At 73.0% G+C, this 21,861-nt stretch carries 19 protein-coding genes and 1 riboswitch; of the genes, 9 read left to right on the top strand and 10 right to left on the bottom strand.

Annotated features, from left to right (window positions below; all coding sequences use genetic code 11):
• Window positions 1-61 precede the first annotated feature (61 nt).
• Window positions 62-1,030: a Gfo/Idh/MocA family oxidoreductase gene (locus tag AB0C19_RS13045; RefSeq protein WP_357183766.1), complete on the top strand. Its 969-nt coding sequence runs from the start codon at window positions 62-64 to the stop codon at window positions 1,028-1,030.
• 56 nt (window positions 1,031-1,086) lie between these two features.
• Here the strand turns inward: AB0C19_RS13045 and AB0C19_RS13040 are convergent, their stop codons facing one another.
• The 3 genes from AB0C19_RS13040 to AB0C19_RS13030 all read right to left on the bottom strand — a co-directional run bounded on the left by AB0C19_RS13040 (window position 1,087) and on the right by AB0C19_RS13030 (window position 3,794).
• Window positions 1,087-2,094, bottom strand: a complete 1,008-nt coding sequence (locus AB0C19_RS13040; protein ID WP_357183763.1) for an inorganic phosphate transporter — start codon at window positions 2,092-2,094, stop codon at window positions 1,087-1,089.
• Between the two features lie 4 nt (window positions 2,095-2,098).
• A complete protein-coding gene (locus tag AB0C19_RS13035; protein ID WP_053655020.1) occupies window positions 2,099-2,725 on the bottom strand; it encodes a DUF47 family protein in 627 nt (208 codons plus the stop codon).
• Between the two features lie 127 nt (window positions 2,726-2,852).
• On the bottom strand, window positions 2,853-3,794 hold the full coding sequence (locus tag AB0C19_RS13030; protein ID WP_357183760.1) for a PPK2 family polyphosphate kinase: 942 nt from the start codon (window positions 3,792-3,794) through the stop codon (window positions 2,853-2,855).
• A 189-nt stretch (window positions 3,795-3,983) separates the two neighbouring features.
• On the opposite strand from AB0C19_RS13030, the gene sigJ reads away from it, so the two are divergent.
• A complete protein-coding gene (sigJ, locus tag AB0C19_RS13025; RefSeq protein WP_357183757.1) occupies window positions 3,984-4,949 on the top strand; it encodes an RNA polymerase sigma factor SigJ in 966 nt (321 codons plus the stop codon).
• A gap of 24 nt (window positions 4,950-4,973) precedes the next feature.
• Here the strand turns inward: sigJ and AB0C19_RS13020 are convergent, their stop codons facing one another.
• Window positions 4,974-5,480 carry a DUF402 domain-containing protein gene (locus AB0C19_RS13020; protein ID WP_328651966.1) on the bottom strand — a complete coding sequence of 169 codons (507 nt, stop codon included), beginning with the start codon at window positions 5,478-5,480 and terminating at the stop codon, window positions 4,974-4,976.
• Window positions 5,481-5,583: 103 nt separating this feature from the next.
• Here AB0C19_RS13020 and AB0C19_RS13015 point away from each other — a divergent pair, with 103 nt between their 5' ends.
• On the top strand, window positions 5,584-7,788 hold the full coding sequence (locus AB0C19_RS13015; RefSeq protein WP_357183752.1) for an ATP-dependent DNA helicase: 2,205 nt from the start codon (window positions 5,584-5,586) through the stop codon (window positions 7,786-7,788).
• 12 nt (window positions 7,789-7,800) lie between these two features.
• Here the strand turns inward: AB0C19_RS13015 and AB0C19_RS13010 are convergent, their stop codons facing one another.
• Entirely contained in the window at window positions 7,801-9,165 is a 1,365-nt protein-coding gene (locus AB0C19_RS13010) for an AI-2E family transporter (protein ID WP_357183749.1), read from the bottom strand.
• Window positions 9,166-9,270: 105 nt separating this feature from the next.
• Here AB0C19_RS13010 and AB0C19_RS13005 point away from each other — a divergent pair, with 105 nt between their 5' ends.
• Complete coding sequence (locus tag AB0C19_RS13005) at window positions 9,271-9,609, top strand: co-chaperone GroES (protein WP_091402887.1); 339 nt, start codon at window positions 9,271-9,273, stop codon at window positions 9,607-9,609.
• Window positions 9,610-9,702: 93 nt separating this feature from the next.
• On the top strand, window positions 9,703-9,870 hold the full coding sequence (locus AB0C19_RS13000) for a hypothetical protein (protein ID WP_167337262.1): 168 nt from the start codon (window positions 9,703-9,705) through the stop codon (window positions 9,868-9,870).
• A 61-nt stretch (window positions 9,871-9,931) separates the two neighbouring features.
• Here AB0C19_RS13000 and AB0C19_RS12995 read toward each other — a convergent pair whose 3' ends face one another.
• Window positions 9,932-11,422, bottom strand: coding sequence for a PrsW family intramembrane metalloprotease (locus AB0C19_RS12995; RefSeq protein ID WP_357183744.1), 1,491 nt, complete (start codon window positions 11,420-11,422; stop codon window positions 9,932-9,934).
• 23 nt (window positions 11,423-11,445) lie between these two features.
• Window positions 11,446-11,566, top strand: a riboswitch (SAM riboswitch).
• Window positions 11,567-11,636: 70 nt separating this feature from the next.
• Here AB0C19_RS12995 and AB0C19_RS12990 point away from each other — a divergent pair.
• The gene (locus AB0C19_RS12990; protein ID WP_357183926.1) at window positions 11,637-12,881 is read left to right on the top strand and encodes an aminotransferase class V-fold PLP-dependent enzyme; all 1,245 of its coding nucleotides are present in this window, start codon (window positions 11,637-11,639) and stop codon (window positions 12,879-12,881) included.
• Between the two features lie 9 nt (window positions 12,882-12,890).
• On the opposite strand, the gene AB0C19_RS12985 is transcribed toward AB0C19_RS12990, so the two are convergent.
• Window positions 12,891-14,126, bottom strand: a complete 1,236-nt coding sequence (locus AB0C19_RS12985) for an FUSC family protein (RefSeq protein WP_357183741.1) — start codon at window positions 14,124-14,126, stop codon at window positions 12,891-12,893.
• A gap of 106 nt (window positions 14,127-14,232) precedes the next feature.
• Here AB0C19_RS12985 and AB0C19_RS12980 point away from each other — a divergent pair, with 106 nt between their 5' ends.
• Window positions 14,233-14,889 carry a metal-dependent phosphohydrolase gene (locus tag AB0C19_RS12980; RefSeq protein ID WP_357183737.1) on the top strand — a complete coding sequence of 219 codons (657 nt, stop codon included), beginning with the start codon at window positions 14,233-14,235 and terminating at the stop codon, window positions 14,887-14,889.
• On the opposite strand, the gene AB0C19_RS12975 is transcribed toward AB0C19_RS12980, so the two are convergent.
• Window positions 14,861-15,145 (bottom strand): DUF4031 domain-containing protein, encoded by a 285-nt coding sequence (locus AB0C19_RS12975; protein WP_357183734.1) that lies wholly within the window; start codon window positions 15,143-15,145, stop codon window positions 14,861-14,863. The genes AB0C19_RS12980 and AB0C19_RS12975 overlap by 29 nt on opposite strands.
• A gap of 68 nt (window positions 15,146-15,213) precedes the next feature.
• On the opposite strand from AB0C19_RS12975, the gene AB0C19_RS12970 reads away from it, so the two are divergent.
• Entirely contained in the window at window positions 15,214-16,614 is a 1,401-nt protein-coding gene (locus tag AB0C19_RS12970) for an FAD-linked oxidase C-terminal domain-containing protein (protein WP_357183732.1), read from the top strand.
• Between the two features lie 10 nt (window positions 16,615-16,624).
• Here AB0C19_RS12970 and AB0C19_RS12965 read toward each other — a convergent pair whose 3' ends face one another.
• Window positions 16,625-17,161: a hypothetical protein gene (locus AB0C19_RS12965; protein WP_357183729.1), complete on the bottom strand. Its 537-nt coding sequence runs from the start codon at window positions 17,159-17,161 to the stop codon at window positions 16,625-16,627.
• 88 nt (window positions 17,162-17,249) lie between these two features.
• Entirely contained in the window at window positions 17,250-19,115 is a 1,866-nt protein-coding gene (locus AB0C19_RS12960) for a glycerol-3-phosphate dehydrogenase/oxidase (protein WP_357183727.1), read from the bottom strand.
• 145 nt (window positions 19,116-19,260) lie between these two features.
• On the opposite strand from AB0C19_RS12960, the gene AB0C19_RS12955 reads away from it, so the two are divergent.
• A complete protein-coding gene (locus tag AB0C19_RS12955; RefSeq protein ID WP_357183724.1) occupies window positions 19,261-21,843 on the top strand; it encodes a S8 family serine peptidase in 2,583 nt (860 codons plus the stop codon).
• Window positions 21,844-21,861: the final 18 nt, after the last annotated feature.

The following is a 21,861-nucleotide window of genomic DNA, read 5'->3' as shown; positions in this document are numbered from 1 at the left end:
CGGATGAACTGGTCGGCGGCCGGGCAGCGGGCGGTTCACCCGGCTCGGCTAGCGTTCCGGCATGACTCGTTGGGGCATCCTGGCCACCGGCCACATCGCCAGCCGTTTCGCCGAAGACCTCCGGCTGGTGCCGGACGCCGAGTTGGTAGCGGTCGGTTCCCGCGCCGTGGAGAGCGCCCGGCGCTTCGCCGACACGTACGGCGCGAAGCGCGCCTACGGCTCCTGGGTGGAGTTGGCCGCCGACCCGGAGGTGGACGCGATCTACGTGGCGACCCCGCATTCCGCGCACTACGAGGCGGCGATGACCTGCCTCACCGCCGGGCGGGCGGTGCTGTTGGAGAAGCCGTTCACCCTCGACCTGGCCACCAGCACCGAGCTGGTGGAGACTGCCCGCGCCGCCGGGGTCTTCCTGATGGAGGCCATGTGGATGCGGCTGAATCCGGTGATCCTGCGGGTGGTCGAGCTGATCGCGGACGGGGCGATCGGCACGGTGACCGGCGTCCGGGCCGACTTCGGGGTGGCCGGGCCGTTCCCGCCGGAGCACCGGATGCGTAACGCGGCGCTGGGCGGGGGCGCCCTGCTCGACCTGGGGATCTACCCGATCAGCCTGGCCCACCTGCTGCTCGGGGTGCCGCAGCACATCCGGTCGTGGGCGCAGCTCGGCCCGGAGGGGACGGACGAGAACACCGGCATGCTGTTCGGCTACGACTCCGGCGCCCTGGCGACGCTGAGCTGCGGCATGGTCGGGTTGAGCGGGCAGACCGCCTCGATCACCGGCACCACGGGGCGGATCGATCTGCCGGGCCCGTTCTTCCGGCCGGGTTCGGTGACAGTGCACCGGGCCGGCGCGGAGCCGGAGACGATCGTCGCCGACGGGGCCGGCAACGGCTACCAGTACGAGGCGATCGAGGTGCAGCGCTGCCTGGCCGCCGGCCTGACCGAGAGCCCTGTGGTGCCGCATGCCACGACCCTTGAGGTGATGACCCTGCTGGACACGGTCCGCGAGCAGATCGGCGTGCGCTACGTCTGAACAGCGCAAGGGCCCCCGGTCACGGCTGGACCGTGACCGGGGGCCCTCGCGGTAACTCAGCCGAAGAGCGGTCGGACCAGCAGGTACGTGACGCACGCGATCAGCGCGGAGGCCGGGAACGTGATGATCCAGGCGAGCACGATGTTGCCGGCCACGTTCCAGCGAACCGCGGAGAGTCGCTTGGTAGCGCCCACACCCATGATCGCCGAGGTGATGGTGTGGGTGGTGGAGATGGGCGCCTTCAGCACCAGCGCGTTGAAGTAGAGCACCGCGCTGGCGACGGTCTCGGCGGCGAAGCCCTCCGGCGGTCCCAGATCGATGATCTTGCGACCGAGGGTACGGATGATTCGCCAGCCGCCGGCGTACGTGCCGAGGGCGAGCATCGTCGCCGAGGTCCAGAACACCCAGCCCGGGATGTGCGTCTTGCTCTCCTGGAAACCACCGGTGTAGAGCGCCAGCACCACGATGCCCATGGTCTTGGCGGCGTCCTGCATGCCGTGGCCGACCGACATGGCGGCCGCCGAGGCGGTCTGCGCCCAGCGGAAGCCCCGGTTGAGCTTGCCCGGCTGCCCCTTCCGGAACAGCCACAGGATGGCCAGCATCAGCAGGTAACCGAGGGTGAGGCCGACGATCGGCGACAGCACCATCGGCAGCAGCACCTTCTCGCCGATGTTGACCCACTGCACGATGCCGCCGGCAGACAGCAGGGTCGCGCCGACCAGGCCGCCGAAGAGTGCGTGCGAGGACGACGAGGGCAGACCGAAGTACCAGGTGATCAGGTTCCAGGCGATCGCCCCGAGCACCCCGGCGAAGACCACACCGAGGCTGCTCACCCCGGTGGGGAGGGTGACCAGGCCGTCGCCGACGGTCTTGGCCACGCCGGCGCCGAAGTGGGCGCCGACGAAGTTGCCGACTGCGGCGAGCCCGAGGGCGATCCGAGGGGTCAGCGCCCGGGTGGAGACGCTTGTCGCGATCGCGTTGGCGGCGTCGTGGAAGCCGTTGGTGTAGTCGAACGCCAGGGCCACCGCGATCACCGCCAGTACGGCGATGAGTTCAGGGGACACCGGCTCAGGACTCCTTGACGGCGATGGTCTCGACGGTGTTGGCCACGTGCTCGAAGGCGTCGCAGGCGGCCTCCAGCTCGTCGGCGACCTCCTTCATCTTCAGCACCGTCAACGCGTCGTACTCACCGGAGAACAGGCGGACGAGCAGCTGCCGGTTGATCCGGTCGCCCTCGTTCTCCAACCGGTTGCACTCGATCCAGTAGTCCTCGAGATCCTTCATCGACTTGAGCCGGGGCATCGCGTCGGCGGTCAGCTTGGCCTGCTGGTCGAGCACGTTGACCATCTCGTGCAGCTCGCGGGGCAGCGCCGGAAGCTCGGTCAGCCCGTACAGGTAGAGCAGGTCGCCGACCGCTTCCAGGTGGTCCATCACGTCGTCCAGCAGCGAGCCGAGCCGGTAGATGTCCTCCCGGTCGAACGGGGTGATGAAGGTCGAGTTGATCTTCTTGTACAGGTCGTGGGTGATCTGGTCGCTGTCGTGCTCGACCTCGGTGAGCCGCTCACTGACGGACTGCACGTCCACGCCGGGCAGGGCCAGCTCGTTGAGCAGCGCGGTGCCCCGGACCAGGTTCTGCGCGGCCCTGGTGAAGAGCTCGTAGAAGGCGCCCTCGGTGGGGCGGAAGGAAAACTTCACAGCACAGACCTCGTCGCGTCGGTGGAAGGGTGGCGGCACCCGAGAGCGCCCGCTCGGTGAATGCTAGGAAACGCCAGAACCGCGAATTCGCCGGCCCACCCCTGGCCAGGCACCATTCACCGCTCGTTCACCTGCCGTTCATCTCGGCCGCCCCACCCGCACCCACTCCCCCAGCCAGCAGGCGCTTCCGCTCCCGTGCAACGTCGAAATCGGCAGCCGGATACCCGAGACGGAGCGTGTCGAACGTCTCACGCAGCAGGTGGGCCACCGCCCAGTCCCGGTACCACTTGCGGTCCGCCGGCACCACGAACCAGGGCGCGGCGTCCGTGCCGCACCGGCTCAGGGCCTCGGCGTACGCGGCCTGATAGTCGTCCCAGTGCCCTCGCGAGTCGATGTCGGAGGGGTTGTACTTCCAGTGCTTACGCGGGTCGGTGAGCCGGTCCATCAGGCGCTTGCCCTGCTCGACGTACGAGATGTGCAGCATCACCTTGATCAGGGTGACGCCGCCCTCGGTCAGCTCCTGCTCGAACGAGTTGATCTCGTCGTAGCGGGCTCGCCAGGTCGTCTCCGGCACCAGCGAGCCGACCCGGGCGATCAACACGTCCTCGTAGTGCGAACGGTTGAACATCCCCACGTACCCCGGCGGTGGCAGCTCCCGGCGAATCCGCCAGAGGAAGTCGTGCCGCAGCTCCTGACGGGTCGGCGGCCCGAACGAGCGGATGTGCAGGCCCAGCGGGTTCATCGCGCCGGCCACCCGCTTGATCGTGCCGTCCTTGCCGCCGCAGTCCATGGCCTGGAGCACCAGCAGCACCCGGTGCGCCGGCCGCTCCGACCCGGTCTTGGCCATCGCGAAGAGCATCTCCTGTTGCCGACCCAACTCCTCGCCGACCAGTTCCACCTGCTCCCGCGCCCAGGTCTTCCGGTGCTCGCCGCGGCCCGCGGGCTCCGGCAGGCCGGGCATGGACCGCTGATCGATCGCGCCGAGATCCACCGGCGCGGTGACCCGCAGCAGGTCCCGCACGGAACCGCCGTCCGGTGCCACGATCTGCCCTTGCTGGGGTGCGCTCATGCACGGATCATCGCCCACCCACAGCCGTTCCGCCCGCCGAGGCCCACCTCCGAACCCGGGCCCGCTGATCGGCACCAACCGACCTGCGCCCACGGCAGGCACCGTCCACCGGGCCGTTTCGGGGCTGCCGGCGGGCCCACTCGGCGGGAGGATGTAGGCCGGGACGCCGACCGGAAGGGGTGGGGGGTCGTGCGGGAGCTGGCGACGGAGTTCGAGGCCGAGCGGGGCCGGCTGCTCGCGGTGGCCCACCGGATGCTGGGCAGCCGCAGCGAGGCGGAGGACGCCGTGCAGGAGACCTGGCTGCGCTACGCCGGGGCGCTGGCCGACCCGGCGGCCCGCGCCGAGATCCGGGAGCTGTCCGCGTGGCTGACCACCGCCTGCGCTCGGATCTGCCTGGACGTGCTCCGCTCGGCCCGGGTCCGCCGGGAGGCGTACCCGGGGCAGTGGCTGCCGGAGCCGGTGGTGAGCCCGTTGGGCGGCCGGTCGCCGGCCGACGGCTACGCGCCCGACCCGGCGGAGCGGGCGGTGCGCACCGACGAGGTCGGCACGGCGCTGCTGGTGGTGCTGGAGCGGCTCGCGCCGGAGCAACGGGTCGCCCTCGTGCTGCACGACGTGTTCGCGCTGCCGTTCGCAAGGGTCGCTGGGGTGCTCGGCACCACCGAGGTGGCGGCCCGGCAGCTCGCCTCACGGGCCCGACGGGCGGTCACCTCGGCGGACGTACCCCGGCACACCGCCGACCCGGCCGAGCAACGTCGGGTGCTCAAGGCGTTCGTCGCCGCCACCGAGTCCGGCGAGTTGGACCAACTGCTCCAGGTGCTCGCGCCGGACGTCGTCTTCGTCGGCGACTCCGGCGGGCACTTCCCGACCGCCCGCTGGCCGGTGCTCGGCGCGGACTCCGTGGCTCGCCTCACGCTCGGCCTGTTCGGCCGGACCGGCCGGTACACCGACCGGGTGCTGGCTCGGCCCGTGCTCGTCGACGGCATCCTCGGCCTACAGCTGGAGACGACGCACAGCGACGGGCGACCGATCCGCCTGGTCACCGCGTTCGCTGTCGACCAGGGCCGGATCACCGCCATCTACAACCAACTCAACCCGGAGAAGCTGACCGACCTGCCGCCGCTGAACGCCGACGACGGCTGGCCTCCACGCTGGTGAGCCGGCCCGAACGGGCGTGCGGCCTCAGACCACCAGAGCCAACCACTTGCGGTACGCGGTGGCGAACGGCTCGGTGCCGTCGCCCAGGGCCCCCAAGAGCCGCTGTGCTGCGGCCTCGGCCTCGGCCACCACGTCGTCCGGGTAGCCGAACCGGGCCCGGTGCTCGGCGAACTCGTCCTCGTCGAGCAACTCCACCAGGCCGGTGGCCCGACGCCGGACGACGTCCAGGTCCAGGTCGATCAGGTGGACGGTGTCGTCGGACTCCCACCGGGCCGGGGTCGTGATGTCGCAGTAGACCTCGCTGGTGCGGGGCGGGGGGTTGAACATGGCCGTCCACCAGGCGCGGTGTGGCACCAACAGCACGAACGGGATCTTCTCCACCGAGGGCCGGCCGTGGTAGACCGACTCGGTGCCCTCGGGCACGCCGAGCCAGATGCCGAGATCGTCCTCGGTGAGCCGGCGGGCCGGGTAGTCGCGGTGGGCGCTGCCGTCGTACTTGCGGTAGATCACGCGGACCATGTCGCTCGGCATGATTCGCACCCTAACCGATACAGCCCAACGCGTCGTAGCGCGGCCGTAACCGGACGGGGTCGGCCGCAACGCCCGGTCCGGTCGGCATCGCGCCACGCGGCGGATGGGCGCGGTCGGTGTCGGCGGCGCCGGGTACCGTCGCACGGTGACTCCGCCCCGCACCGCCACCGGTTCCGCCACCCCGTCGGCCCGTGCCAAGGGCCGGCGGCGGGGTGCCCGACCCAGTGGCACCGAGCTGCTGGCGGCGGCGGTCGGCGCGGTGCCCGGCGGCGCGGAGCGCCCCGGCCAGTTGCAGATGACCACTGCGATCGAGGAGTGCGTGGCCGGCGGCGAGCATCTGCTCGTGCAGGCGGGCACCGGCACCGGCAAGTCGCTGGCGTACCTCGCGCCGGCGCTCACTGTGGACGGCCCGGTGGTGGTCTCCACTGCCACCCTGGCGTTGCAGTCCCAGCTGGTCGACCACGACCTGCCTCGGCTCGCCGACGCGGTCGAGCCGGTGCTCGGCCGTCGGCCCACCTTCGCCGTGCTCAAGGGCCGCCACCACTACCTCTGCCTCGCCCGACTGGACAACTCCACCGAGGAGGAGCCGGAGGACACCCTCTTCGACGCCCCCGCGGCGCGCCCCGGCGGCGGGACGAAGTGGCTCGGTGAGGCGGGCCGGCTGGGCAAACAGGTCGAGCGGCTGCGCGACTGGGCCGAGAAGACCGCCACCGGCGACCGGGACGAGCTGGACCCGGGCGTCGAGGACCAGGCCTGGCGGCTGGTGTCGATGCCGGCCCGCGAGTGCGTCGGCGCGGCCCGTTGCCCGTTCGGGCAGGAGTGCTTCGCCGAGGCGTCGCGAGCCCGCGCCCGGGAGGCCGACATCGTGGTGACCAACCACAGCCTGCTCGCTGTCGACATGCTCGCCGACCGGCACATCGTGCCGCCGCACAAGCTGCTCATCGTCGACGAGGCGCACGAGCTGGCCGACCGGGTCTCCTCCGCCGCCCAGGCGGAGCTGGTGCCGGAGTTGATCGACCGGACCACCCGGCGGGCCCGTACGCTGCTGCGCCCGGAGACCGCCGAGGCGCTCACCGCCGCCGGCGACGCCCTGGCGGTCGGGCTGGCCGAGGCGCCGGCCGGGCGGATCACCGCCGGGCTGCCGACGCCACTGCGGGAGGCGTGCACGCTGCTCGACGCGGCGACCCGCTCCGCCCTCGACGCGATCGGCGACATCAAGTCCGACGACCCCGACCCGGTCCGCAAGCAGCAGGCCAAGGCCGCCCTGGACGAGCTCTCCACCACAGCGCAGCGGCTACTGGAGGAGGGCGACCACGACGTGGCCTGGGTGGAGAAGAACGACAGCGGCAACCGCCGGGCACTGGTGGTCGCGCCGCTGTCGGTGGCCGGCACCCTCGCCACCCACCTGTACGACGAACGCACGGTAGTGGCCACCTCGGCGACACTGGCGCTGGGCGGCCGGTTCGACACTGTCGCCCGCGCCCTCGGGCTGGACGCGCCACCGCCCGCCCCGCCGACCCCCGCCGCGGCCGCACTGGCCGCCCGCACCGGCCCCGGCCGGCCGGCTGCCGAGGCGCCGGGCCGTCGCCTCGCCGGCGACGTCACACCGAACGCCGTCGTCCCGGCCACCGAGGGCCCCGGGTGGCGGTCACTCGACGTCGGTTCGCCGTTCGACTACGCCCGGCAGGGCATCCTGTACGTCGCCGCGCACCTCCCCCGCCCCAGCGTCTCCGGGCTGCCCGAGGCTGCCGGAGAGGAACTGCTCGGGCTGGTCGAGGCGCTCGGTGGTCGTACTCTCGGGCTCTTCTCCTCCCGGCGGGCCGCGCAGCAGGCGGCGGAGCTGGTGCGCGCGCGGACCGACCTGCCGGTGCTGCTCCAGGGCGAGGAGGCGCTGCCGCTGCTGGTGCGTCGCTTCCGCGAGGAGCGCGCCAGTTGCCTGTTCGGCGTGATGTCGCTCTGGCAGGGAGTGGATGTGCCGGGCGACGCCTGCCAGCTCGTCGTCATCGACCGGCTGCCGTTTCCCCGCCCGGACGAACCGTTGGCGGCGGCCCGCGCGGCGGCGGTGGACGCGGGCGGCGGCTCCGGCTTCGCGGCGGTCAGCGTGCCGATCGCCGCGGTGCGGCTGGCTCAGGGTGTGGGCCGGCTGATCAGGGCGACCGGTGACCGGGGCGTGGTCGCGGTGCTCGACTCCCGGCTGGAGACGGCCCGTGGCTACGGACCGTTCCTGCGCCGCTCGCTGCCCCCGTTCTGGTACACGACCCGTCCCGAGGTGGCCCGCGGCGCCCTGGAACGCCTGGCCAAGTCCTGACCCGCGCCGGGTCTAGGGGGCCTGGGAGGCGACGACCACGGCGTCGGGCGGGGTGTCCGGCACCCTGCGGGCGGCAAGCCGGCGGACCGCTGTGTTCAGCACCGCGATGAGCGGCACGGAGACCAGCGCGCCGGTGATGCCGGCGAGTACGACACCGGCGGCGATGCCGATGATCACCGCGAGTGGGTGCAGGGCAACCGCCCGGCCCATGATCAGCGGCTGGAGCACGTGCCCCTCGATCTGCTGGACGCCGATCACCGCGCCGAGAATGATCAACGCGGTGACCGGGCCGCTGTCGACGAGTGCCACCAGCACCGCCACGCCACCGGAGAGCGCCGCACCGACGATCGGGATGAACGCGCCCAGGAAGACCAGCGCGGCCAGCGGGAAGGCGAACGGGATGTCGAAGACGACGAGGAAGATGCCGATGCCGACCGCGTCGATGAAGGCGACCAGCACTGTCGCGCGAACGTAGGCGACAAGCGTCTGCCAGGAGGCGCGGCCCGCGTCGTCGACCTTCCACCGTGCGGCCACCGGCAGCAACCGGACCAGGAAACGCCAGATCCGGTTGCCGTCACGCAGGAAGAAGAACGTCGCGAAGAGCACCAGCAGCGTGCCGGTCAGCACCTCGGCCAACGTCGCGGCGGTGCTCAACGCGCCGCTGGTGAACCTCGAGGTGTTGTTGTTGATCCAGCTCTGCGCCTCGTCGATGTAGCGGTCGAGTTGCCCGTCGGAGAGGTGCAGCGGGCCTGTCTTCAGCCAGTTCTGGATCTGCCGGACGCCCTCGGAGGACTTCTCGCTCAGTTCCGGTACACCACGAATGAACTCGTTGACCACCAGCGTCAGCGTGCCGATCACCGCGGCCAGGCCGCCGACCAGCACCACCGCCGTCGCCAGCGACCGGGGGAACCGGGCCCGCAGCAGCCAGCCCACCGCCGGGGCGAGCAGCGCGGAGAGCAGCAGCGCGATGGCCAGCGGAATGATCACGATCTTGACCGTGCCGACGATCCTCAGCAGCGCCCAGGCCACCACGCCGATCACGATCAGTCGCCAACACCACGCGGCGGCGATCCGCAGCCCGTGCGGCACGTCGGCGTCGTCCCGGCTGGAGGTGGAGCTGTGCAGGTCCACCGGAGGTTCCGCGCCGTAGACCGTGGCGCTCGGAGGCGCGGTCGGCCCCGGCACTGCCGGCGACGCCACCCGGGCCGCCTCCGACGCGTCGTTCAACGCGTCACTGGAGACGCCCTCGTCGGCGCGCGCCGACTCCTGTCGTGACTGGTAGGCGCGGCGAAGCCGCCCGCGTACCCGCTCGAAGCGGCTCAAGCGCACCTCCTGGCAGAAAACCCGGCCCGCCGACGGCGACAGGTCGGACAGCATACGTCCGTTCCCGACACCGTAGGGCGGTTCCGCCACACAATGCCCCGACCACCTCCGGCGTAACCACCGGCCGGCCACCGTCGGCCACACGGTAGCGTCTGCGACGTGACCGCCGACAACGATCTCGACGCCGGCCTGCCGATCCGCCTGCTGCACGACCGTGTGCTGGTGCGGATGGAGGGCAGCGAGGGCGAACGCCGCTCCACCGCTGGCATCGTCATCCCGGCGACCGCCGCGGTCGGCAAGCGCCTCGCCTGGGCCACAGCGGTCGGGGTGGGGCCGAACGTGCGCGCCATCGTCTCCGGCGACCGGGTTCTCTTCGACCCGGACGAGCGCTCCGAGGTCGAGCTGCACGGCCGCGGTTACGTGCTGCTGCGGGAGCGGGACGTGCACGCCGTGGCCGCCGAGCGGATCGAGAACGACTCGACCGGCCTCTACCTCTGACGCACCTCCCCCGGCCCTCAGGCCCCGTCGCGCACCGTTTGCCCAGCCGCACGACGGGAAGCCATCCGGCGACCGTGGCCCTGGGGAGGGACGATGCCGGTATTCGTGAAGAAGCTGTTGACCTGGGGCAGTGTCGCGTTCCTGATCTACTTCATGGCCTTTCGGCCGGACGGCGCCGCGCAGATGTTCCGGGCGATCGGGGCCGCGCTGATAGCGATGTTCCAGGGCCTCGGTGACTTCCTCACCTCGCTGATGACCTGAGCCCGCACTGCTGACCTGCCGTCAGCAGTGCGGTCAGCAGCCAGGTCGCGGGCCGCAGCTGTCACTGGTGCGTCGGCGGCCACGGAGACGCCGGGCGCAGGCCGGGCCAACCGGGCGGGGCGTACCCCACCGGAGCCGGGGCGGGAGCCAGCACCACAGGGATCGGCACCACCGGCTCGTCCGGCGCGTCCACCGCGCGCTGCGTGCCGTCCGGGAAGCGCAGGTGGTAGCGGCTGCCGTCCCAGACTCCCGCCGGGGCCTGCGGGTCCCTACCCACGAAGAACGACCGGTACTCGATGATCGCGTCCAGCATCTCCCGCTCCTCGCGAGCGGTCCGCTCCTGGTCGGCGGGTTTGCGGTCCAGGCCGCGCAGCGTCCCGTCGCGCAGCAGTGCCAGCCGGGTCGCCGCGGACTGGTAACCCCGCATCGCCCGCACCCCGGCGTCGCCGGCCACCCGCCGCGCCCAACTGCGGGCGGCGTGCCGCCGGCCGAGACTGCTCAGGGCGGCCACCTCGGGCGGGCTGAGCCAGCCGGCGCGGACGTAGTCGGGTAGGACCCGCTCGGTGAGCCGCCCCTCCCAGGCACGCAGCCACAGCGCCAGCCCCACTGTGCCGAAGAAGACAGGCACCATGAGGCCCAGGAAGCCGTACAGCATGATCATGGCCTCGCCGGTGGCCTGGGTCAGCGTGGGCAGCAGGTTCCACGTGCCGTGCAGCATCATCGCCAGCAGAAGGCCGGCGATCGGGGCGAGCACCCGGATGCGCCGGTCGGCCGTCCGGGAGGCGATACCCAACCCCACACCGGTCATCGCCGTGAAAAGGGGATGGGCGAACCCGAACAGCAGGATCCGCAGGATGAAGATCGCGATGACCTGCTGGATGCCGGTGGCCGGGCCGTACCGGTCGGCGCCGGACGCGTACCCCAAACCGCCCAGGTAGAGGATGTTCTCCACCATCGCGAACCCGACCGCGGCGAGCCCACAGTAGACCAGGCCGTCGGTGATCCCCGACCACTCGCGGCGGCGGAACACCAGCAGCAGGATCGGGCCCAGCGCCTTGGTCAGCTCCTCGATGAACGGCGCCACCAGCACCCCGGTGAGCGCGGACGGCAGGCCCCAGTCGGCGAAGCGGTTGGCCGCGAAGTCGTTGACGGTGAGCGAGGCGGCGGTGGAGACGAACGCACCCCAGGCAAAGCAGAAGATCAGATACTTCAGCGGCTCCGGTTCGTACCGGTCCAGCCAGAGGAAACAGCCGACCAGCACCGGCACCGGCAGGATGGCGGCGACCACCCCGATCAGCAGGGCCTGCACACCGAGCGACTGGCCGAGCGTGAAGACCATGAAGACCGCGCACGCCGCGATCAACAGCACCACCCCGGCCAGCACCAGGAACCGCCGCCAGCCCAGTCGGCGCAGCGGCATCCGGGGCGTCTCACCCGTGGGCGGGACGGCGGGCGCAGGCGCGGCGGCGGGCGACTGCGGCAGCGGTGAACCGGGCGGGGTGTCGGCCATGCGGTCAGCGTAGCCATCCGCCGCCGGCTGGTTTGGTCGCATCGGTAGCCGCTATGCTGCCGGCAGGTCACGAGTGCCAGCGTTCAGCCCCGGCTTGCTGGCCGGCAACCCTCGTCGAGTTCGCGGTGGGGTGCCCCGGGTGATGACCGGGCCCAGCCCGATCGGTGTGCTGGGCAAGCGCGGACCCCGTCCCGATGTCGCACCCGGGGTCCCTGACCCCGGAGGTTCCGGCGTGTCCGTCACTCTCGTCCCCTCGCTGCCCAGCCTGCCCACGGTGCCGTCGGTGCCGTCCGCGCCCCTCGACGTCCTCGGCGTGCCCGGCGAGGTCAACCTGGACTACGCGGCCAGTGCGCCGTGCGCGCGGGCCGCCGCCGACGCGGTGGCCGAGCTGCTGCCCTGGTACGCCAGCGTGCATCGCGGAGCGGGAGCGCTGTCGCGGCGCTGCACCCTCGCGTACGAGCAGGCCCGGCAGACGATCGGCGACTTCTTCGGCGCTCGCGCCGACGATCATGTGATCTTCACCCGCAACACCACCGACGCGCTCAACCTGCTGGCGCGGGCCGTGCCGGCCGGCACCACCGTTGTCACTTTCGCCGGCGAACACCATGCCAACCTGCTGCCCTGGCCGCGCGGGTCGGTGCGTCTTCCGGTGCCCAGCGACCCCGACGGGGCGGTACGCGATCTCGCCGCCGCCCTCACCGAGCTGCGCCGGGGCAGCAGCCCGGCATTGCCGGTGCTGGTCGCGGTGACCGGTGCGAGCAACGTGACAGGTGAGCGGTGGCCGGTCGCCGAACTGGCGCGGGTGGCCCACCGGCACGGCGCCCGGATCGTGCTCGACGCCGCGCAGCTAGCCCCGCACGCCCCGGTCGACCTGCTCGCGCTCGACGTCGACTACCTGGCGGTGTCCGGCCACAAGCTGTACGCGCCGTTCGGCGCGGGCGTGCTGATCGGTCGGGCCGACTGGCTGGACGCCGCCCCGCCCTACCTGGCTGGCGGTGGCGCCACCAGCCACGTCGGGCCGGCCACCCACGACGTGACCTGGGCGACCGGCCCGGCCCGACACGAGGGCGGCACCCCGAACCTGCTCGGAGCGGTAGCGCTGGCGGCCGTGTGCAAGGCGCTCGACGAGGCGGACCAGGGCGCGCTGGCCGCCCACGAGCAGGCCCTGCTGGCCCGGCTACGGACCGGCCTCGCCGCCCTGCCGCACGTCGTCGAGCTGCGCACCTTCGGCCCGGACGCGCCCCGGGTCGGCATCGTCTCGTTCGTGGTCGCCGGCTGGGACTCCACCGCTGTGGCCACCCGGCTGGCGGCCGAGCACCACATCGGCGTACGGGACGGGTTGTTCTGTGCCCACCCGCTGGCCCGGCGTCTGCTCGGCGAGGCGGCGGGGCGTACCGGCCGGCGGGACCTGCCGCCCACCGCACTGCGTGCCAGCATCGGGCTGGGCAGCACGGCCGCTGAGGTGGACCGGCTGCTCGCGGCGCTGGCCGAGCTGGGCTGAGGCCGGCGTTCAGCCGACCGGCGGGGCGGTGGGTGGCTTCGGCGCCTCGTCGTGCTCGGCAGGCTCACCGACCGGGCGCTCCTGCTCTCCGAAGGCGGTGCGGATCCACCGGTTCGCCTCCTCCTGCTCGATCCCGGAGGCGACCAGCAGGTCGCTCGCGGTCGTCCGGATCTGGGCGATCACCACGCTGCCGGAGAAGCCCACCCCGGCGCCGTACGCCCGGCCGGCCTCGCTGACCGCCCGCAACGACCGCTCCCGGGCCTTCTCCGGCTCCTCACCGGCGGCGAACTCGTGCTTGAGCAGCCGGACCGACTCGGCGAGGTGGCCGATCGCGTCCGGCATCGGGTCGGGCACCGGTTCCTCGTCCTCGACCAGCGTGACGGACCGGCGGATCAGCGTGCCGCTGTTGCGCATCGCCCTGTCGATCGGGTCGGCCGCCTCGGCGTAGTGGGTCAGTTCGTCACGGCGGTGCCAGCGGGCCGGGGAGAGGGTCGCGGTCTCCTTCGCCCCCTCGATCGCCTCGCCCAACGTGGCCAGCTCCTCCTTGTTGTTGCGCAGCCTCTCCAGTGCGCCCTGAATGGTGGCGCGATTCCGGTTGCGCAGCCCGTCGGCGGTGGCGTCGAGCTGGGCGGCGAGCAGGTCCAGGGCGGGGCGGGCCGCCCGGTTGATAACTCGGAGCGGGTTCAGTGGCAGCAGCACCGCCGTGACCAGCAGCGCGATCCCACCGCCGAGGAACGCGTCGACGAAGCGGGGGATCTCCAGGTTCTGGGTCGACGGGCTCAGCGTCACGATCAGCACCGCCGTGGCCGCCGCCTGGATGACGATGGCCACGCTCGCTCCGGCGAAGATGGTGAGCAGGATCGCCACTGTGACCACCAGGCCGAGCTGCCACGCCCCGGTGCCGAGCAGGTAGATCAGGAGATCGCCGACGGCTACCCCGACCCCCACCCCGACGATCAGCTCGATGGTCCGACGGAACCGCTGACCGACCGACGCGGCCAGGGTGCCGACCGCGGAGATCGGCGCGAAGACCGGTTGCGGGTTGCCGAGCACCTTGTGCGAGATCAGGTACGCCAGCCCGGCGGCCAGCCCGGCCTGTACGGCGAGTCCGCCGGCCATCCGTACCCGGTGCAACCGGTCGTGCAGGGTGGCCCGACCGCGGTGGCGCAGTTGTTCGGTGGCCTCGGCGATCCGCGCGCCGTCGATGTCCACCAAACCGTCGCGCAGCGCGGTACGTCGCACCATCGGCTGTCGCTTGTCCCGGGCCACGGCCATGGGCGCGACTACCCGTGGTGGGCCCGCTGAACCCTCCCTTCCCGCGCGTCGCGGGCCAGTGCGGGAGACTCGGGCGGTGGTTGATCTGTTGGATCGGTGGCGGGCGGCGGCCCATGGTGCCGGCGCGAGGCCAGACCCGGCCACGACCAGGGCCGGGGAGCAACTGATAGTCCGGTGGCGGGAGCCGCACCGGCACTACCACACGCTGGCCCACCTGACGGCGGTGCTCGATGTGGTGGACCAGCACGCCGACCTGGCCGCTCATGCCGGCCCGGTGCGGCTCGCGGCCTGGTTCCACGACGCTGTCTACGACCCCCGGGCCGCTGGCGACGCCAACGAACGGGACAGCGCCGAACTGGCCGAGAGCGTGCTCACCGGGCTCGGGTTGCCGGCGCCCACGGTGGCCGAGGTGCGCCGGCTCGTGCTGCTCACCGCCGGGCACAGTGTGGCACCGGGCGACCGGGACGGCGCGTTGCTCTGCGACGCGGACCTGGCCGTTCTGGCCGCCCCGCCGGCCCGCTACGACCGTTACGCGGCGGCGATCCGCCACGAGTACGCCCACGTGCCGGAGCCGGCCTTCCGGGCTGGGCGGGCCGCCGTGTTGACCGGCCTGCTGTCGCTGCCCGCGCTGTTCCGGTCGCCACCGCTGGCGAGCCGGTGGGAAGAGCCCGCCCGGGACAATGTGCGCCGCGAGCTGTCCACCCTCACCGGGGCGCCGAAGAACGCTGGTTGACCAGGTGCTTCGGCCGACGCAGGTCGGCGGCGCGGAGCAACCGGACCAGTTCCCGGCTCGGCACCACCTGGGCGCCGAGCCACACCGCCGCCGCGAAACGGTCCGCCGGGATGTCGTAGTGGTCCCGGTCGAAGCCGCGCCGGGGCGCGCCGAGCGCCTCGGCGAAGGCGTGCAGCTCGGCGTACGAGACGTCACTGATCAGGTGCGACCAGAGCCGACCGCGCCACGGCCAGGCCGGCCGGTCCAGGTAGAGCATGGTGCCCAAGTTATCCCGCCCAGTCGATCATGTTGATGATCGCCGGTCGGCGACCTAGCCTCGGCTGCATGGCCCCCACCGCGCTCCTCGACGACCTGCGCGCCGCGCTCGGTGACGACGCCGTGCTCACCGACCCGGACCTGCTGCGCATGCACCAGCGGGACGAGGCCGACCTGTGCGCCGCCGGCGTCCCGCTCGTGGTGACCCGCCCGCGCGACACCGAGCAGGTGGTCGCCGTGATCCAGGCGGCGGCGCGGCACGGCGTACCAGTGGTGCCGCAGGGCGCGCGGACCGGGCTGGCCGGCGCGGCGAACGCTGTGGACGGCGCTGTGGTGCTCAGCACCGTCGCGATGAACGAGATCCGGGAGATCGACCCGGTGAGCCGGATCGCTGTGGTCCAGCCCGGGGTGGTCAACGCGGCGCTGGCCGGGGCGGTGGCGAAACAGGGCCTCTGGTACCCGCCGGACCCCGGCTCCTGGCAGTCGTCCACGATCGGCGGCAACGTGGCCACCAACGCCGGCGGCATGTGCTGTGTGAAGTACGGAGTGACCACCGAGTACGTGCTCGGCCTGGAGGTGGTGCTCGCCTCCGGTGAGGTGCTGCGCACCGGCCGGCGTACGGCCAAGGGGGTGGCCGGCTACGACCTGACCCGACTGTTCGTCGGTTCGGAGGGCACCCTCGGCGTGATCACCGAGGTGACAGTGGCGCTGCGGCCCGCCCCGGCCGACTCGCTGACCCTGGTGGCGGTTCTCCCCTCTACCGCCACGGCCGGCGCGGCGGTGGCCGAGATCGCGGCTCGCGGGCTCACTCCCAGCCTGCTGGAGTTGCTGGACCAGACCCACCTGCTGGCGATCGAGGCGTACCAGCCGATGGGGTTGCGGACCGACGCGCAGGCCCTGTTGTTGGCCGCCGCCGACACCGGCTCCCGGGCGGCGGACGATCTGGCCGTGCTGGCCGAGGTGTGCGAGGCCGTCGGCGCCGACGAGGTCTACGCGGCCACCGACGCGGTGGAGGCGGCGGCGCTGCTCCAGGCTCGCCGGTTGGCCCACCCGGCCATGGAGAAGTTCGCGGCGGACGCCTACCCGGGCGGCAACGGCGGTCTGGTGATCGACGACGTGGCGGTGCCGCGCGGCGCGCTCGCCGCGCTCCTGGACGGGGTCGCCCGGATCGCTGTCGAGTGTGAGGTGCCGATCGGCGTGGTGGGGCACGCCGGGGACGGCAACATGCACCCGAACATCGTCGTCGACCGGGCCGACCCGGCGAGCGTGGAACGGGGTCGGCGGGCCTTCGACGAGATCATGCGGCTCGGCCTGGACCTGGGCGGCACGTGCACCGGCGAGCACGGGGTGGGGCTGCTCAAGCGGGACTGGCTGGCCCGGGAGATCGGGCCGGTCGGTGTCCGGGTGCATCAGGCGATCAAGTCGGCGCTCGACCCGGCCGGCCTGCTCAACCCGGGCAAGGTGCTCTGACCGGCTGCGGTCAGCCCTTGACCTCGGCCGGGGTCGCCTGGGTGAGCAGCAGCAGGATCTCCCCGGCGACCGGCGTGAGCTCCTCACCAGGGCAGTCCTGCGAGGTGATCAGCCCGGTCGAGGTGATGAGGCTGGACGTCAGCGCGTCGATGCAGGTGGTCCGGTACCGCCGGGCCTGATCGGTCTCGTCGGCCAGCAGCGGGTTGGCGAGCAGCACCTGGAGCCGTTCGGTCAGCTCCGGTGCGAGGGTGCCGCGGGAGGTCACGCCGTCGCCGGCGCAGTCGACGCACTGCCACGCGCCGTTCCGCTCGACGCTCAGGGTGCGCATCGGCCCGTCTTCGCCGAGCCGCTGGAGCAGGCTGACCTGACCGGCGGCGACAGTGGTGGGGATCTCCAACTGCGATCCGCCACCCGCCGTGCCGGCGGTCGGTTGCGCCACCGGGGTGCTCGGCTTGTCTCCGTCGAAGAGCGAGCACCCGGTCAGGGCGCCGACGAGCGCGACGGCGAGCAGGGGTACGAGCAGACGAGGGCGCGCGCGGGGTAGCACGCGCGGAAACCTACCCCACCGTAGGTAGCGTTCGAAACCACCATCCGGGCCGGTATCGATGGTTACCCATCGGTAACGTCGCAATTCGTCATCGAGCGGACGGGCGCAGCTCCGCCTGATCGTCATCGCCCCGGTCAGCCGCGTAACCCCGGACGTCCGGAGCACCGAGGCGGGCCGCGTCCGCCGCCGCGTCGTCCGGCATCAACTGGGACTGCCGCTCCGCCTCCACCCGGGCGCGGTAGTGCTCGACCTCGCGTGCCCGGGTGGCCGCGTCCCAACCGAGCACCGCGCCCATCAACTCGGCGGTGTGCTCCGCCGACTCCAGCCCCCGGTGGCTGGTCTCGAACGAGATCCGGGTCCGCCGGGTCAGCACGTCCTCCAGGTGCAGCGCGCCCTCGGCCCGCGCCGCGTAGGCGACCTCCGCCGCCAGATACTCCGGAGCACCGGCCAGCGGAGACGCCAGCAGAGGATCGGCGTCGACAAGCGCCAGCAGGTCCAGGGTGAGGGTGCCGTACCGCTCCAGCAGGTGCTCCACCACGCCCACCGGCACGCCGTGCCGACGAGCCAGGTCGGCCCGGTCCCGCCACATCGACGGGTACCCGTCGGCGCCGAGCAACGGCAGATCGGCGGTACGCGACGCGCGGGCGCCGCCGAGCCGACGCGCGGCCCGGTCGACCACGTCGGACGCCATCACCCGGTACGTCGTGTACTTGCCGCCGGCCACCAGCAACAGCCCGAGCATCGGCTCGAAGACCGCGTGCTCCCGGGAGAGCTTCGAGGTCGAGTCGGCCTCGCCGGCCAGCAGCGGCCGCAGCCCGGCGTACACCCCCTCGATGTCGGCGGTGGTCAGCGGCCGGTCCAGCACGGTGTTCACCTGCTGGAGGAGGTAGTCGATGTCGCGGGCCGAGGCGGCCGGGTGGGAACGGTCCAGCCGCCAGTCGGTGTCGGTGGTGCCGATGATCCAGTGCCCGCCCCACGGGATGACGAAGAGCACCGAACTCGCCGTACGCAGGATGAGCCCCGTCTCGCCGGTGATCGCCGAGCGGGGCACCACCAGGTGCACCCCCTTGGAGGCGCGCACCCGGACGCCGGGCCGCAGGCCGACGTCGTTGAGCATCCGGGACATGTCGTCGCTCCACACGCCGGTGGCGGCGATGACGGTGCGGGCATGCACCTCGAACTCCGCGTCCGGCGAGCCCGGCGGCGCCTCCAGGTCCCGGACGCGGACGCCGGTCACCTCGCGCGCCTGCCGGATCAGGCCGACGGCGCGAGCACTGCTCACCACAGTGGCGCCGAGGCTGGCGGCGGTACGGGCCAGGGTCACCACCAGCCGGGCGTCGTCGACCTGCCCGTCGTAGTAGCGGATCGCCCCGGCCAGCGCGTCGGCCCGCAGACTCGGGAAGATCCGCCGGGCGCCCTCCCGGGTCAGGTGACGGTGCAGGGGCATGCCCCGGCCACCGCCGAAGATCCCGGCGAAGGCGTCGTACGCGGCCACCCCGGCGCCGTAGTACGAGCGGCGGAAGAACCGGGCCGGCAGGTCCCGCAGGCCCCGCCCGGCCGGCAGCGGCACCATGATCGGCACCGGGCGTACCAGGTGCGGCGCGAGCCGGGTGGCCAGCAGGCCGCGTTCGGTGAGCGCCTCGTGGACCAGGTGGAACTCCAACTGCTCCAGGTAGCGCAGGCCACCGTGGATGAGTTTGCTGGACCGGCTGGAGGTCCCGGCGGCAAGGTCACGCGCCTCGACCAGCGCCACCTTCAGGCCACGGGACGCCGCGTCCAGGGCGGCACCGGCTCCGGTCACCCCGCCCCCGATGACGAGCACGTCGAAGCGTTCGGCACGCAGTCGACGCAGGTCGGACGCACGGCGGACCGGTGAGAGCTGACCGGCGACGGATCGGGAGACATTGGGGTCGCGCACCCGTCCACCGTAACCGTCGAGCCACCGTGTCGACATTCGCCGCCCGCCCCGCACCGCGCCTACCTGCTCCGAAGCGCGCGACACGTCTCGCCACCCGGCCCACGCCGACCGCTCGGTTGTTCGAAGCCCCGGAACCCGACGGTCGGGTCGAAACCCTCCGTCCTAGTCGTAAGGTTCTCGGATGCAAGGTCAACCTGTGCACCCCGGCTTCAGCGACCGCAGTTCCCCGTGGCCGGTGGTCGCGGCCGTGCTCGTCGGCTGTTGGACGGTTGCGGTCACAGTGGGCACCCAGACCGGTGGCTGGCTCACCGACCAGGTGCTGCTGGGCTTCGGACGCGACCGGCTCGGCTGGCTCTGGCCGGTGCTCGGCCTGGCCACCGTCGTGCTGGCCGGCACACCCGCCCTGCTGCTGGCCCTCCTGCCCCGGTCGGGCGCGGTCCGGGCCACCGGGCGGGCCTGGTTGATCGGGGCACTCGCGCTCGGCGTGCTGACACTGCTGCGGGTCGTGCCGCCGGTGCACCATGAGGCGTACCTCGGCGCGCTGGCCGGCGCCGCGCTGATCGGCGCGCTCGCCGTACGCTGGTCGGCGCGCCGGTGGGCGTACCCCGGGCTGGTCGGCTCGGTCGGCGGCCCGGCACCCACCGGAAACGGCGACACCACACGGCCCCAGGCGACCGGAAACGGCGACACCACACGGCCCCAGGCCACCGGGAACGCGGAGCCGGTCGGACGGCGCGTGCGCCAACCAGGCCCGGTGCCGCTGCTCGCTGTCGCCGCCGGTTTGGCGCTGCTGCTGCCGTGGGCCTGGCTGGGCGCGCTCGGCGGCCTCCTGGAGACCGCGCTCGCGCTACTGGCGGCCGCCGCGCTCGGGGTGCTGGCCGCGACTCTGCTGGATGCCCCCTTCTGGTCCCCGTTCGCAGTTGGGCGACCGCCCCGGCCGGCTCGGCTGGTGCTGGTCGGCGGCCTGGTCGCCGGGGTGGCGCTGCTGCTGCTCGCGGCCGGGACCGGGCAGTCCGGCGCGCAGTTGCCCGCGCTGCTGACAGTGCCGCCGGTGGGTTTCGCGCTGGCCGCGCTCTGGGCCGCGACCTGGCGGCCCACCGCCGACCCGGCCACCACCAATCCGGCCACCACCGACCCAGCCACCGCCGACCCAGCCACCGCCACCCGCGCCGGCCGAACGGCGACCGGCTGGCTCGTGGGCCTGGCCGTGCTCGGCCCGCTGGCCTTCACCGACCCGGAAGAGATCAGCCTGCTGCTGGTCGGCACCCGGGACATCCCGTTCTGGGTGGCGGCCGCCGCCGGCGTCGGGCTCGCCGTCGCGGTAGTGGTCGCCATCGGGTACACGGTGCTGCTCGCCCGGCCGACGGCACGCACCCCGAACAGGCGGGTCGCCGCGGTGACGGCCGTGGTGCTGCTGGTGGCGTTCGGGGTGGTCGACCTCGGCCCCGGTCAGCCGGGTCTGTACGGCGAGCGGCTGTTCGTGGTGCTGCGTACGCAGGCCGACCTGAGCGATCTTCCGGCCGCCGCGCCGGGTCGGGCCGGGCGGGACGCTCGCGCGGCGGAGGTCTACCGGCGGCTGGTGTCGACCGCCGAGCAGAGCCAGGGCGACCTGCTGCGGGGGTTGAACCGGCTGCGCCTCGACCCGGTGTCGTACTACCTGGTCAACGCGGTCGAGGTGGACGGCGGCCCGGCGGTGCGGGCCTGGCTGGCCCGCCGGCCGGAGGTGGCGCGGGTGCTGGTCAGCCAGCGCCTGCGACCGCTGCCGGCCCCGGCCGGGCAGAGCCGGGGCACCCTGCCGAAGCCCGCCGGCCCGGAGTGGAACATCCGCCAGATCGGCGCCGACCGGGTGTGGTCCGAACTCCGGGCCACCGGCACTGGCATCGTGGTTGGCAGCTCCGACTCGGGGGTGGACGGCACCCATCCGGCGCTACGAGGCGGGTTCCGTGGTGGGGACGACTCCTGGTACGACCCGTGGGACGGCACCCGGAGCCCGACCGACCAGGGCGGGCACGGCACCCACACGGTGGGCAGCGCGGTCGGGCGGGACGGCATCGGGGTGGCGCCGGACGCGCAGTGGGTGGGCTGCGTCAACCTGGACCGCAACCTCGGCAGCCCCGCGCACTACCTGGACTGTCTCCAGTTCATGTTGGCGCCCTTCCCGGCCGGCGGCGACCCGTTCACGGACGGCCGTCCGGAGCGCGCCCCGCAGGTGCTGACCAACTCGTGGGGCTGCCCGCCCATCGAGGGTTGCGACCAGCGCGTCCTGCGGCCGGCCACCGCTGCCTTCGACGCCGCCGGGATCTTCGTGGTCGCCGCGGCCGGCAACACCGGCCCGTGGTGCGCGTCGATCGACGATCCGCCCGCCCCGTACCCGGACGTGCTGACGGTGGGCGCTGTGGACGACCAGCGGCGGGTCGCCGAGTTCTCTTCGCGCGGGCCGGTGCCGGGCGGCTCGGGTAAACCGGACGTGCTGGCACCGGGGGTGGGCGTGGTGTCGGCCATGCCGGGCGGCACGTACGCGAAGCTGGACGGCACGTCGATGGCGACGCCGCAGGTGGCCGGGGTGGTCGCGCTGATGTGGTCGGCGAACCCGGCGCTGGTCGGCGACGTGACCCGGACCCGGCAGATCCTTCGGGACACCGCCACGGTGGCGACGCCGACCTATCGCTCGGACAGCCCCTCCGACGCCTGCGGTGCCCCGTCGAACGTCACTGGCGCCGGCCAGGTCGACGCCTACGCGGCCGTTCGCGCCGCCCAGCAATAGGCAGGTTTCCTTCCTGAA

This window comes from Micromonospora sp. NPDC048842, from assembly GCF_040649935.1.
GTDB classification, from domain to species: Bacteria; Actinomycetota; Actinomycetes; order Mycobacteriales; family Micromonosporaceae; genus Micromonospora; species Micromonospora hortensis.
This window is presented reverse-complemented; position numbering and strand designations above follow the sequence as displayed.